This is a genomic window from Aliamphritea ceti, assembly GCF_024347215.1.
GTDB classification, from domain to species: domain Bacteria; phylum Pseudomonadota; class Gammaproteobacteria; order Pseudomonadales; family Balneatricaceae; genus Amphritea; species Amphritea ceti.
The window spans coordinates 2594528-2607894 of sequence record NZ_AP025282.1 but is presented as its reverse complement, the minus strand read 5'-3'; the positions used below and the strand labels follow the sequence as shown (position 1 = coordinate 2607894).

The following is a 13367-nucleotide window of genomic DNA, read 5'->3' as shown; positions in this document are numbered from 1 at the left end:
TCAGGTCAGTTAAATATAGCTATAACGATATGTCCTGCTAAAAACCACCCTCATCGCTTGCTACAAACCTTTAAAAGCGTCATTAAGCGACTGATTGTGACACGGATTTTATTCACTTTAGCGCGACAGGCAACGTTTTCTTCAGTACAAGGTCCGGGATTCGTGCTTTGCCCCTTAAACAGTAACAACTTATGTGATACAAAGAGTCTCCACTTATTAGTAAGTTAACAAGAGTTAAGCCAAAGCAAGGCGTTGCGGTCCAGCTGAATCACTAAGGGCTGCATGAAGGAAATAAGATGTCTGATAAACGCGTAGAAAACCTCAATATTGAGAGTAATGAAGTCCTCCTCACTCCTGCCGAACTAAAGTCCAAATTGCCGCTGAGCGAAACTGCCGCTGCGTCTGTTATGGAAGGCCGTCAGGTTATTAAAAACATCCTTAAAGGCGAAGATAAGCGTCTTTTTGTCGTTGTTGGTCCTTGTTCTATTCACGATACTAAAGCCGCCATCGAATATGGGCAGCGTCTGAAGGAACTTGCAGCTAAGGTTGAAGACACTCTGTATCTGGTTATGCGCGTCTATTTTGAGAAGCCACGTACAACTGTAGGCTGGAAAGGCTTAATCAACGACCCGCACATGAACGATTCTTTCCAGATTGTTGAAGGACTGCATATTGGCCGTGATCTGTTGCTGCAACTGGCTGAAGCCGGGCTGCCACTGGCAACTGAAGCACTTGATCCAATTTCACCGCAGTACCTGCAGGATCTGATTTCATGGTCTGCAATCGGTGCCCGTACAACTGAGTCACAAACTCACCGTGAAATGTCCAGCGGCCTGTCCGGCGCAGTAGGTTTCAAGAACGGCACTGACGGTGGTCTGACAGTTGCTATTAACGCGCTTGAATCTGTTGCTCATCCACACAACTTCCTGGGTATCAACGAAGATGGCCAGTGCTCGGTTGTTCGTACTAAGGGCAATGAGTATGGTCACGTTGTTCTGCGTGGTGGTAACGGCAAACCAAACTACGACTCTGTTAATGTAGCACTGTGTGAACAGGCTCTGGAAAAAGCCAGCGTATCAACCAACATCATGGTTGACTGCAGCCACGCTAACTCCAATAAAGACCACAACCTGCAGCCACTGGTTATGACTGACGTGACTAACCAGATCATCGACGGCAACAAAACTATTGTTGGTCTGATGGTTGAAAGTAACCTCGGTGCAGGTAATCAGAAGATGACAGCAGACCCTGCTGACCTGGAATACGGTGTCTCTATTACAGATGCATGTATTGACTGGGATACGACTGAAAAGACTCTGCTGGATATGCATGAAAAACTGAAAGCAGTACTACCAAACCGCTAATCAGCAAAATACCCAGTAAAATCAAGGGCTCCATTGGAGCCCTTTTTTATTATCTGGAAGAAATAAAGCGACCTTTGGAGTAGTAAAACTACATTGTACTGCTACTTTAGCCGAAAATTCCCCGATCTGTTCACGGCTCCGCTTCAATTTTAGTAGTTTTTTAACGTATAATCGCCTCCGCGTTAAAATCATTCGGTGGTGCGACACCCGCTTAGGGAGATGCGAAATCACGTCTTCGTAGTTTCCTATAATAAACCACCGTCTACCTGTCGAAACAAAAGGGGATAAAATGACAACCAATAAACAAACGATGTACTACACCCTGACCGACGAAGCACCATCATTGGCGACCTGTTCTCTGCTCCCTATTATCAGAACATTCACCTCTGCTGCTGACATCGATGTCAAAATCAGCGATATCTCTCTTGCTGGTCGTGTACTGTCTGCGTTCCCCGATAACCTGAGTGAAGATCAGAAAGTTGTTGATGGCCTGTCGTTCCTGGGCAAACTGACTCAGGACCCGGATGCCAATATCATTAAGCTTCCTAACATCAGTGCTTCAATTCCTCAGTTAAAAGCATGTATTGCTGAATTACAGGGTCAGGGCTACGACATCCCTGATTACCCGGAAGCACCAACTAACGATACAGATAAAGATGTTCAGACGCGTTACTCTAAGATTCTGGGCAGTGCAGTAAACCCTGTTCTGCGTGAAGGTAACTCTGACCGTCGCGCACCTGCTGCTGTAAAAGCATACGCACGTAAATTCCCGCATTCTATGGGTAAGTGGAGCATGGCTTCACGCACTCACGCTGACCACATGCGTGGCGGAGACTTCTTCTCCAGCGAACAGTCCATCACGTCTAATGAAGCTCAGAACGTACGCATTGAGTTCGTAACTAAAGACGGTGAAGTACAGCAGAAGAAAGAACTGAGCCTGGAAAAAGGTGAAGTACTGGACAGCATGTACATGTGCTGTAAATCACTGCGTGAATTCTTTGAAAAGTCGCTGAACGATGCGAAAGAAACTAACGTAATGTGGTCTCTGCACGTTAAAGCAACCATGATGAAGGTTTCCCACCCTATCGTATTTGGTCACGCGGTAACTGTTTTCTATAAAGATCTGTTCGAAAAGCACGCCGACCTGTTTGCTAAGCTGGGTGTTAACCCAAACAACGGCCTGGGCAGTGTTTACGAAAAGATTGCCAGCCTGCCTAACTCTGTTCGTGAAGAAATCGAAGAAGACATCCAGGCATGCTACGAATCCCGTCCTGAACTGGCGATGGTTGATTCTGTTAAAGGTATTTCTAACCTGCACGTACCAAGTGACGTAATTGTTGATGCATCTATGCCGGCGATGATTCGTAGCTCCGGTAAGATGTGGGGCCCTGATGGGAAGGCTAAAGACACTAAAGCTGTTATGCCAGAAAGCACCTATGCACGCATCTATCAGGAAATGATTAATTTCTGTAAGACGCATGGCGCATTCGACCCAACGACTATGGGTACTGTTTCTAACGTTGGCCTGATGGCTAAGAAAGCAGAAGAATACGGTTCTCACGATAAGACTTTCGAAATTGAGCAAGACGGTACCATGCGTGTAGTTGACGCTACAGGTAACGTACTGATGTCTCATGAAGTTGAAGTTGGTGATATCTGGCGTGCCTGCCAGACCAAAGACGAGCCAGTACGTGACTGGGTTAAGCTGGGCGTAAACCGTGCACGTAACTCTGGCACCCCTGCTGTCTTCTGGTTGGATCCTGAGCGTGCTCACGACGTACAGCTGACGGCTAAAGTTGAAGCTTACCTGAAAGAGCATGACACTGAAGGTCTGGATATCCGCATCATGTCTTATGATGAAGCGATTCGCTTCTCTATGGAACGCCAGCTGCGCGGTAAAGACACCATCTCTGTAACAGGTAACGTATTACGTGATTACCTGACTGACCTGTTCCCTATCATGGAACTTGGCACGTCTGCGAAGATGCTGTCTATCGTACCTATGCTGAAAGGCGGCGGTATGTATGAAACTGGTGCAGGCGGTTCTGCGCCTAAGCACGTGCAGCAAGTTCAGGAAGAAAACCACCTGCGTTGGGATTCCTTGGGTGAGTTCATGGCGATCTCAGTATCTCTGGAAGAACAGGGACTGAAAGGTAACGCACGTGCTGCTCTGCTGTCTAAGACACTGGATGAAGCAACGATTGAACTGCTGGAAAACAACAAGTCACCTTCTCGTAAGACAGGTGAACTGGATAACCGCGGCAGCCACTTCTACCTGGGTAAATACTGGGCTCAGGCAGTTGCAAATCAAACTGAAGATGCTGAACTGGCAGCTCAGTTCAAGCAACTGGCTGAAGACCTTGCAAACGGTGAAGACGCTATCATTGGTGAACTGAAGGCCGTACAGGGTTCAGCACCTGAACTGGATGGCTACTACCACGCCAATCGTGACATGGTTAAGAAAGTAATGCGCCCAAGCGCAACACTTAACGCTGCCCTGGCCCGTGCCAACGGCTAATAGCCTTGTCAGAATTCAGTTTTAATGAATTTAGAAACTGATAATACCTCGCCTTAGTGCGGGGTATTTTTTTGCTTGCAATTTACCCGTACCAAACCTGCAGCACCCCTCAATGAACAGATCTGTTCAGTCAAAATTGAGTTGTGATTTTTTTAGAAATTAATTGTTATTTATTAATAACTTAAAGCCTTAAAAATCACTTAATTCATCACCAAACTAAGACCTTTGCCGCTTGTTCAGAATCTAAAACCTATTAACCTGAAAGCACTCTGGGGAGAGGTACCAAATACAGATTCGGGCTCAGCCGAATCAGCAATACAACATGTAATAACTACAGACTGCTGTGGAAGGACACCACACAAAGCTGTAGCTGTTTCGTTCATGGAGAAAGCATAATAATGTCCTATATCGCCACATTCAGAGCCGTTCTTACAGCATCCGTTTTGCTGAGCTCTGGGCAGGTAGCCGCTGCAGACACATCAATCGATTCCCTTAAAGCTCAGTATCAACGGCCAGAGAGCATTCCGTTCCCTGCTGACAATCTTTACAGCGCTGAAAAAGCACAACTCGGTAAAATGCTGTTTTTTGATCAACGTCTGAGTAAGAATTTTAATATGACCTGTGCTACCTGCCACAATCCGTCCCTTGGCTGGGAAGATGGTGTGCCCGGCGCTTTTGGTGGACAAGGTAAATTCCTCGACCGTCACTCCCCGACAATTCTCAATATGGCCTGGGGAGACAGCTTCTTTTGGGATGGACGTAGTGAAACCCTCGAAGAACAGGTAAGAGGACCAGTTGAATCAGCGAATGAAATGAACATCAGCATGGCAGAAGTTGTTGAACGTCTGAGTAAGGTCCAGGCATATCAGGACATGTTCCGTCGTGTATTTCCCGACTCAGGCATTAGCAGCAACAGCGTAATGAAAGCCATCGCTACTTATGAGCGTACTCTGGTGTCAGGCACAGCCCCTTTTGATCGCTGGGTAACCGGAGATGAGCAGGCAATCACTGAATCAGCCAAACGCGGTTTCGAATTCTTTAACAATGGTGCTGGTTGCAGTGATTGCCATTCAGGCTGGAACTTCAGCGATAACAAATTTTACGACATTGGTCTCGCCTCCACTGATGAAGGGCGTAAAACAGTAACTGGCAATGATAAAGATCTTAAGGCCTTTAAAACTCCCGGACTAAGAAACATACAACAACGCGCACCTTATATGCACGACGGCAGTATGACTACTCTGGATCAGGTCATCGTTCACTACATTGCCGGTGGCATACCAAGAGCAAGCCGATCAGACAAAATCAAAGTACGCCCAATGACTGCTCAGCAAATGCAGGATTTGCGCAGCTTCCTTGAAAGCCTGACCGGTGATGACCAGCCCGTCAGCCTGCCAATTCTGCCATTCTGACCGGAGAACCAAGATATGAGTATTAAACAGAAATTATGGTTGGGCTTTGGCTTACTAATCAGTCTGTTCAGCGGCCTGGGTGCTTATCAAAGCTATCAACTGGGCCTGCTCAGTAATACCGCAGTAGCGGCATTTGAATATCCATTAACAGCGGTAGATCAGAGCCGTGCTGCCTGGGATACCTTCCGTAACAGTCGGGATCTGGTTAACCGGCAACTGGCACGCATCGAATTTAACGATGCAACTGCAGCAGAACGGCAATTACTTAGTTATCAGGAAACTTTCAAGCAACAGCTCAGCAATGCGATCACAGCAACCTCCGCTCTGATGGTTCAGGGTGATACAACGCAGCTGAGTCAGGCAGCTGCTCAATGGTATCGACTCAACCTGCAACGTATAGGAGGTCAGCAGCAGCGACTGTTAACCGATCAACGCACGTTAAACACACTCGACATGCAATTAGGTGATGAATTACAAAAACTGGTTGATAACAGCCTTTATGCCGCCAGCGAGCACAAAAAGCATACCATTACCCATACCCGGCAGGTTCAGTATGTAAATAATATTATTCTCGGACTCAGCAGCCTGATTGGCATCATTCTGGCGTTTATGATTGCTCGCAGCCTTACCCTGCCCCTGGCAGAACTACTAAGTGCAGTTAAAAATCTTGCTCACGGTAAAGGCGACCTCACACAGCGACTTGGATTCAAGCGTAATGATGAGATTGGCCAGCTAGCCGGTGAAGTAGATATTTTTATTGCCCGCATACACTTACTGGTAAGTGAAACCCGCGACTCTGTTGAACAGGCAAATAATACGCTACAGCACGTAGGCAGCTTAACAGCAGAAACCAGTCTGGGCGTTAAACAACAAAAGCAACATTTAGTGGATACAGCAGATATTGTTGATCAAATGCATCAGACCGTAGAATTAGTAGCTGATCATTCCTTCGAAGCCAAAGAGCAGGCGGTAAAGATCAACTATGAAACCCGTAGCAGTCTGACATTAGTACAGGATTCTGCAGACAGTATCGGCCAGCTCGCGCATGAAGTAGCCAATGCCAGTAACAGTACGCAAGCGCTGGAATCAGCCAGTGAATCCATCAGTGAATTGTTAACCGTTATTGAAGTCATCGCTGACCAGACCAACCTACTGGCACTTAACGCAGCAATTGAAGCTGCCCGTGCTGGTGAAGCTGGTCGTGGCTTTGCCGTTGTTGCCGATGAAGTGCGCTCACTGGCACTGAAGACCAGGCAGTCTACTGAGAATATCCAGCAGACTGTCTGTAATATTCAGCAAGGCGTCAAAAACACCCGTACAGTGATGGATCAGGGGCAGCAGCTTGCACTGGAATGCGTCGCAAAAAGCCAGGCAGTCAGTGATGCGTTACACAACATGACAGAAAATGCTGCCAGCATTGAAAGCATAAACCTGGGGATCTCAAGTGAAACGGAACAGCAAAGATCCAGCATGCAGGAAATCAATAACCATATGACAAATGTCAGCACGGTTGCCGATCAGACAGAAGGCGTCACCCATGCATTACAGAGCGGTCGTGAGCAACTTGAAACAGCTTTATCTAAAGTGGCTGGTAACATGGCTGAGTTTAAACTCTGAGTTACAGTACGGTTTGTTTTAATGACTAATGACAAGTGCCCGTTATCAGAACCAGAAATAAGAGACCGTCCTTTATATCTGTTAACTTCCAAGCTGGTTGCTCTGTCGCACCTTATTACTTTATCAAAACAGAAAACCCCGCCTAAAGCGGGGTTTATCAACTGTTAAAGCTATCAGGTTAATACTGAGCGCGGACCTGGGATCGCATTTGGCGGTGGCGCCATCGCACTCATACGGCGCTCATGGGTTTCCTGCGCTAAGGTAGATACCGCAGTAAACAAATCGCTCTCGGCATCAAAGCCCCAGGCATGCATCTGTACCAGCATTTGATTAACCACAGTATCGTATTCGAAATGAACATCACCCAGGCCGCCCATGCCATTTTTGCCGTAGTTAATCCGTTCCAGAATCCAGCTTTTCTTACGCTCAGCTTCAGTCCGTAGTCGTAACTGATTTTCCGTAGCTGGTTTCCATGTTCTCAAGGTTTTCTGAACCCTACCCTGGTACTGCATTTCCTGAGCAAGCGTTTGTTGCTCATTCATTTGCTCAACACTGGTTGGTGCCGCCTTCAATTGTTGCTTCTGCACACGGGTCATAAACTTATTTTCGGTTTCTTCGTAATCTTCTGTTTCAGCAATAGCTTTAAGACGGGTTAAGTTACCCTCGAGAACAAGCTTGTAATCTTGCCGGTACCAGGCAGTTCTGCGCGCAATTATACTTTCAGCAACCAGTGAAACCGTATGCGCTGGTGCCCCTGGCATCGCCCCCATTCCAAAGGTCATCGCGGCAGTATTAGGTCTGCTTTGAGCGTAATTAACGGCTTCCGACTTATAACACTGAATGCAACGGGCATGCGTTAATTCATGCACAAAACTAGGCAAGTCGTCCTTAAAGGTCACATGTGCACCAATCAGCTTGTTACCTGTATCAGCAGAATAGCCACTATAACCTGCAGCAGAAAACACCGGCACAGTATTAGGGTTGTTTGCAGCAGTAAAAGTTACCGAATATGCATCACTGTTAGCCATGGCATGTAATTCATTCATTACCTGATAAAGCGCACTTCGCAGAGGGACCGCCTGTTTGATACGGTTCATTCTCTGAAGCAGCGTCTGTGCGGTCATAATTTCTCCGAAATAGCTATCTGTCAGATATAAACTGGAGCCATCTGATTAGATGGTAAATGATTGATAGCCATACATTTTAAGGCTCAAACTTTCAAATTCATACAAGTGTATCAATTATTTACCACTGCCCCAGATCAATCACTGACACCGACTCCCTAATCGCAGATATATTTCTCACCGTCAGTGCAATACAATACGCGTCGCCTGACCGACGGGCGTGTTTCGTGATTATTTCGGAGATTCATAGCTGTGCTCGACAACATTCGTATCGTACTGATCAATACCTTCCATCCTGGCAACATAGGTGCAGCAGCCCGTGCCATGAAAAACATGGGCCTGAGCCAGCTATATCTGGTAGAACCCCGCATTTATCCAAGCGAAGAAGCTGACTCCCGCGCCGCAGGTGCAAAAGATGTACTCGATAATGCAACAGTTGTTGGCACACTTGAAGAAGCCATTTCAGATTGCCAGCTTGTGATTGGCACAAGTGCCCGTAACCGGGCATTTGATTTACCAATATTTGATGCCCGCACCTGCGGTGAAAAAGTGGTATCAGAAGCTAATACCGGTAACGTCGCTATTATCTTTGGCCGTGAAACGATGGGGCTGCATAACCATGAACTGGAACAGTGCAATTACCACGTCTATATTCCGGCCAATCCGGAATATCCGGTTTTGAATGTTTCAGCAGCTATTCAATTAGTGTGTTACGAAATATGGCAAGCCAGCCAGCAACAAAATGCTAAACCAGAAGAACAAACTGAATACCCTCTATATAAAGAGATGCAGTTGTTTTACGAGCATCTTGAATCAGCCTTGCGTAAAACCCGGTTCATTATCCCGCAACACGAAGGCAAGGTAATGAAAAAGCTTATCCGCTATTTCAACCGCAGCCGTCCTGAACAGCTTGAACTCAATATGCTACGTGGCATTTTGCGTTCAGTTGATGAAACTGCAGAGCGCGCTGAAAAAGTAGCTAAAGATCACCCCCGTGAAAACAGCACAGATGATGGAGTCAAATCATGAGCCAGTCCCCTTTCGGTGATATTTCGATCGAAACTTTTCTTGCTGAATACTGGCAAAAAAAACCTCTGCTGGTACGGGGTGCATTCAAAGGCCTGATACCGCCAGTTGATGCTGACGAACTGGCCGGGCTGGCCTGTGAAGAAGATGTTGAAGCCCGCCTGGTTATTACCTCACCTGATAGCGACAACTGGGAACTTAAACACGGCCCGTTTGACGAACAGACCTTTGCTGCCTTGCCGGATAGTCACTGGACACTTTTAGTACAAGCAGTCGACAACTGGGTACCAGATGCCAGTGAGCTGATCGAACAGTTTCGTTTTATCCCTAACTGGCGTTATGACGATCTGATGGTCAGCTTCGCAAGTGCCGGTGGTGGTGTTGGCCCTCATTACGACAATTACGATGTATTTCTGATTCAGACCCAGGGCGAACGCCGCTGGGAAGTTGGCGGGCATTTCGACCAGCATTCACCACGCAGAGATGATACGCCTGTGATGATTATCCCAGACTGGAAACCGGAACAAACCTGGGTGCTTGAACCGGGTGATATGTTATATGTACCACCACAGGTTGGCCATAACGGAACAGCCGTTACTGATGACTGCATGACCTACTCTGTTGGTTTTCGCGCGCCATCGCAGGCTGAAATACTGCGCGGATTCACGGACTACGTTGGCGAGCAACTAACATCTGAATCCCGCTATGCCGATCCGGATTTACAACTGCAGGAACATCCGGGTGAAATTCCTGCGTTGGCACTGGATAAAGTCCGGGATGTGTTTAATCAGTTTCTTAATGACGACACTAAGCTGGCGACCTGGTTTGGCGAATATGTCACCGACCCTAAGTATCCTGAGCTTGATCAAAGCCCTGAAGATCAGATCGACGCTGACCAACTGGCAGATGCCTTAGCTCAGGGTGAACTGGCTTTCGTGCGTAATGAAGGAAGCCGGGTATCTTTCGTTGAGCAAAATGATGACCAGGTACTACTCTTTGTCGATGGACAGTCATATGAATGTAAAGGCGGCAGTGTTCAACTGGCTAAGCTAATGTGCCAGACCCCTAATCTGATTATCAATCAGGGTGAATGGGCACAGGAACAACTTGAGCTTCTGGTCAGCCTGTACAACCGGGGCTGCATTTATCTCGCAGAATAACCTTTGTAGTTACACCGCATAAAAAACATCTCTTCTACAAGCCTGCAGACCTGCAGGCTTTTTTGTTTCCTCAAACAGTTGTCAACAATCACTGTTTCAATACTCATAAATCACTTAAAAACACTTAAGATTGTCTACAATCCTTATAACTAAAATGCAGCTAATATTTAATATAATGGTAATTAATGGGTCATTTTTCCTAAATACTGCCTATTTGCTCTTCAAAACGTAGTTTTGATGTAAAACACTTTTTCATTTCTGTCGACAGTTTTTATGGTTTTCTAAAAATGTAGTGAGAAAACCTTTATAAAATTTTGGAATAAAAAACACATTTAATATTCTTGTAATTAACGTCTAAAACTAGCTCAATCTTATTACACCAAAGTAGCTGATCATAAACTGATCAGCAGCTAAGCCCTGATTAAACGGGACTTTTAACAATAATAGCCAGAAGAATAGTCTGTAGTTTTTTTACCAAGGCTTGTAAACCACTGTTTGTAGTATATTTACAGCTATATTGCTCTGCACAAAAACCCTTTGACCAAAGCCTCCGTCCTCCCCCATAGTGGCGTCCTGAATCGAGTGCTAGTCAACGTTTCACTGGTGTTACATGAGAGGCTGTAACACTGGTGAAACGGGGACTTATTCAAACTTTAGCTATAAAAAAAGAAGGTTTGGTCATGTCTACATATCAAGAAAACATCGCAGCAGTTGCAGCTGCAAAAGAAGTTGCTGGCAGCCCATGGGATGCAATTAATCCTGAATCAGCAGCACGTATGCGTGCACAGAACAAATTTAAGACTGGCCTGGACGTTGCTAAATATACTGCGGCTATCATGCGTCGCGACATGGCAGAATTCGACAAAGATAAGACCAAATACACTCAGTCTCTGGGTTGCTGGCACGGTTTCGTAGGTCAGCAGAAGCTGATCTCTATTAAGAAGCATTTCGGTACAACTGAACGTCGTTACCTGTACCTGTCTGGCTGGATGGTTGCAGCTCTGCGTTCTGATTTCGGCCCTCTGCCAGATCAGTCTATGCACGAGAAAACTTCTGTAGCTAGCCTGGTTAAAGAACTGTACACCTTCCTGCGTCAGGCTGATGCACGTGAACTGGGTGGTCTGTTCCGTGAGCTGGACAAAGCACGTGAAGCTGGTGATGCCGCTAAAGAAGCTGAAGTACAGGCTGCTATCGACAACCACGAAACTCACGTAGTACCAATCGTTGCAGACATCGATGCTGGTTTCGGTAACGCTGAAGCGACTTACCTGATGGCTAAGCAAATGATCGAAGCTGGCGCTTGTTGCCTGCAGATCGAAAACCAGGTTGCTGATGAGAAGCAATGTGGTCACCAGGACGGTAAAGTTACTGTTCCTCACGCTGACTTCCACAACAAGCTGCGCGCACTGCGTTACGCTTTCCTGGAGCTGGGTGTAGATGACGGCCTGATCGTTGCCCGTACTGACTCTGAAGGTGCTGGTCTGACTAAAGAAATCGCTGTTGTTAAAGAGCCAGGCGATCAGGGTGACGTATACAACTCTTACCTGGATGTTGAAGAAATCGACGTAGCTGACATGGCTGAAGGCGACGTATGCTTCAACCGTGATGGCAAGCTGGTTCGTCCAAAGCGTCTGCCTTCTGGTTTGTACCAGTTCCGTCAGGGCACTGGCCACGAGCGTTGCGTATTCGATTGTATCGAAGCACTGAATGCTGGCGCTGACCTGCTGTGGATCGAAACTGCAGTACCAACTGTCCACGAAATCAAGGGCATGATGGATGACGTTCGTAAAGTACACCCAGATGCAAAACTGGTTTACAACAACTCTCCTTCTTTCAACTGGACGCTGAACTTCCGTCAGCAAGTTTTCGATGCGAAGGTTGAAGCTGGTGAAGACGTATCTGCATACGATCGTGCTAACCTGATGTCAGCTGAATACGATGAGACTGAACTGTCTGCAACTGCTGATGCTCGCATCAAGACTTTCCAGGCTGATACAGCTCGTGAAGCGAACGTATTCCACCACCTGATCACTCTGCCGACTTACCACACGACTGCACTGTCCGTTGATAACCTGGCTAAAGAGTACTTCGGTGATGCAGGTATGCTGGGTTATGTTGCTGGCGTACAGCGTAAAGAGATCCGTCAGGGCATCGCATGTGTTAAGCACCAAAACATGGCTGGTTCCGATATGGGCGACGATCACAAAGAATACTACGCTGGTGAGAACGCTCTGAAAGCTGGCGGCGCTAAGAACACCTCTAACCAGTTCTAATTCAGAACAGACTTAGAGAAGCACCCTGCCACCCGGGGTGCGGATCAACCTTAAAACATAAAGGCGACGCTTCATTGAAACGTCGCCTTTTTTTTGCCCTGCCCTAAGCATTTTACGTTAAAATTCAATCTGCTTTGTACTGCAAACTGATTAAGTGATTTCGAATATGACTGATACTCCTTCTTTTCTTCAAGATGCCCAAGACCTGTTAACCGACAAAGGCTTTGCTACCAGTAATGTCTGGTACCACGGGACGTCTTCTGCGCTGGTCGATTCAATTAACGAACAGGGATTAATGCGCTCTGGCGACCGGATGATGAAAGCCGCGGCAAAAAAGACCATGGCCACTATTGGTAACACCTATACTGAGTCAGTCGAGCCGGTATTTCTTACCCAAAGTAAAGAGCTGGCATTTTATTGGGCGCAACAAACTGTTCGCGAACGTGGCACCCGTATAGAAGGTGAAGAACAACCAATAGTACTGGCGATTACGCTACCTGATAACCTTAACAGCCAGGTTAGACCTGATGTTGGTGCAGCCAGCCTGCTAATGGTTGAAGAAGGTGAACACTACATGGCGTATTTAGCAGCCATTTGCGAACGTACTGGTGTTAATGTTCCCGAGATTGATCTTATGAAAGCAGACCGCATGGACTACCTGAACAAATTGGGTATGGCATATTATGATGCAGATATTGATGCAACATACCTGAGTACGGTATCGGACCAGGCGTAACTATGTTTCGATTTGTACATAACAGCCTGTAAACCTGACCTTCAGGACCTGCGGCAGGTACATTTATCGAAATCTATGTCCCCTTCCATTCATATAAGTATTTTAAAAAGGCAGATCACATCTGCCTTTTCTGCTTT

The 13367-nt window shown here is 46.6% G+C and carries 9 protein-coding genes; 8 read left to right on the top strand and 1 reads right to left on the bottom strand.

Features of this window, described 5'->3' with window-relative positions:
* Nucleotides 1-296 precede the first annotated feature (296 nt).
* From OCU49_RS11800 to OCU49_RS11785, 4 genes are all read left to right on the top strand, one after another.
* Complete coding sequence (locus OCU49_RS11800) at nt 297-1364, top strand: 3-deoxy-7-phosphoheptulonate synthase (RefSeq protein ID WP_261845181.1); 1068 nt, start codon at nt 297-299, stop codon at nt 1362-1364.
* 289 nt (nt 1365-1653) lie between these two features.
* Nucleotides 1654-3882 carry an NADP-dependent isocitrate dehydrogenase gene (locus OCU49_RS11795; protein WP_261845180.1) on the top strand — a complete coding sequence of 743 codons (2229 nt, stop codon included), beginning with the start codon at nt 1654-1656 and terminating at the stop codon, nt 3880-3882.
* Nucleotides 3883-4280: 398 nt separating this feature from the next.
* Complete coding sequence (locus OCU49_RS11790; protein WP_261845179.1) at nt 4281-5294, top strand: cytochrome-c peroxidase; 1014 nt, start codon at nt 4281-4283, stop codon at nt 5292-5294.
* 15 nt (nt 5295-5309) lie between these two features.
* Entirely contained in the window at nt 5310-6911 is a 1602-nt protein-coding gene (locus OCU49_RS11785) for a methyl-accepting chemotaxis protein (protein WP_261845178.1), read from the top strand.
* 173 nt (nt 6912-7084) lie between these two features.
* Here OCU49_RS11785 and OCU49_RS11780 read toward each other — a convergent pair whose 3' ends face one another.
* Nucleotides 7085-8035 carry a hypothetical protein gene (locus OCU49_RS11780; protein ID WP_261845177.1) on the bottom strand — a complete coding sequence of 317 codons (951 nt, stop codon included), beginning with the start codon at nt 8033-8035 and terminating at the stop codon, nt 7085-7087.
* 252 nt (nt 8036-8287) lie between these two features.
* Here OCU49_RS11780 and trmJ point away from each other — a divergent pair, with 252 nt between their 5' ends.
* The 4 genes from trmJ (at nt 8288) to OCU49_RS11760 (ending at nt 13230) form a co-directional block, all read left to right on the top strand.
* The gene (gene trmJ, locus OCU49_RS11775) at nt 8288-9064 is read left to right on the top strand and encodes a tRNA (cytosine(32)/uridine(32)-2'-O)-methyltransferase TrmJ (protein ID WP_261845176.1); all 777 of its coding nucleotides are present in this window, start codon (nt 8288-8290) and stop codon (nt 9062-9064) included.
* Nucleotides 9061-10221: a cupin domain-containing protein gene (locus OCU49_RS11770; protein ID WP_261845175.1), complete on the top strand. Its 1161-nt coding sequence runs from the start codon at nt 9061-9063 to the stop codon at nt 10219-10221. Before trmJ ends, OCU49_RS11770 begins: the two co-directional genes overlap by 4 nt.
* Before the next feature lie 680 nt (nt 10222-10901).
* Nucleotides 10902-12494: an isocitrate lyase gene (locus tag OCU49_RS11765; RefSeq protein ID WP_261845174.1), complete on the top strand. Its 1593-nt coding sequence runs from the start codon at nt 10902-10904 to the stop codon at nt 12492-12494.
* A 166-nt stretch (nt 12495-12660) separates the two neighbouring features.
* The gene (locus OCU49_RS11760; RefSeq protein ID WP_261845173.1) at nt 12661-13230 is read left to right on the top strand and encodes a hypothetical protein; all 570 of its coding nucleotides are present in this window, start codon (nt 12661-12663) and stop codon (nt 13228-13230) included.
* Nucleotides 13231-13367 lie beyond the last annotated feature (137 nt).

Excerpts from the sequence above, each read along its gene's own strand:
- OCU49_RS11800 (WP_261845181.1), top strand. The coding sequence starts at position 297 with ATGTCTGATAAACGCGTAGAAAACCTCAATATTGAGAGTAATGAAGTC.
- OCU49_RS11795 (WP_261845180.1), top strand. The coding sequence starts at position 1,654 with ATGACAACCAATAAACAAACGATGTACTACACCCTGACCGACGAAGCA.
- OCU49_RS11790 (WP_261845179.1), top strand. The coding sequence starts at position 4,281 with ATGTCCTATATCGCCACATTCAGAGCCGTTCTTACAGCATCCGTTTTG.
- OCU49_RS11785 (WP_261845178.1), top strand. The coding sequence starts at position 5,310 with ATGAGTATTAAACAGAAATTATGGTTGGGCTTTGGCTTACTAATCAGT.
- OCU49_RS11780 (WP_261845177.1), bottom strand. The coding sequence starts at position 8,035 with ATGACCGCACAGACGCTGCTTCAGAGAATGAACCGTATCAAACAGGCG.
- OCU49_RS11770 (WP_261845175.1), top strand. The coding sequence starts at position 9,061 with ATGAGCCAGTCCCCTTTCGGTGATATTTCGATCGAAACTTTTCTTGCT.
- OCU49_RS11765 (WP_261845174.1), top strand. The coding sequence starts at position 10,902 with ATGTCTACATATCAAGAAAACATCGCAGCAGTTGCAGCTGCAAAAGAA.
- OCU49_RS11760 (WP_261845173.1), top strand. The coding sequence starts at position 12,661 with ATGACTGATACTCCTTCTTTTCTTCAAGATGCCCAAGACCTGTTAACC.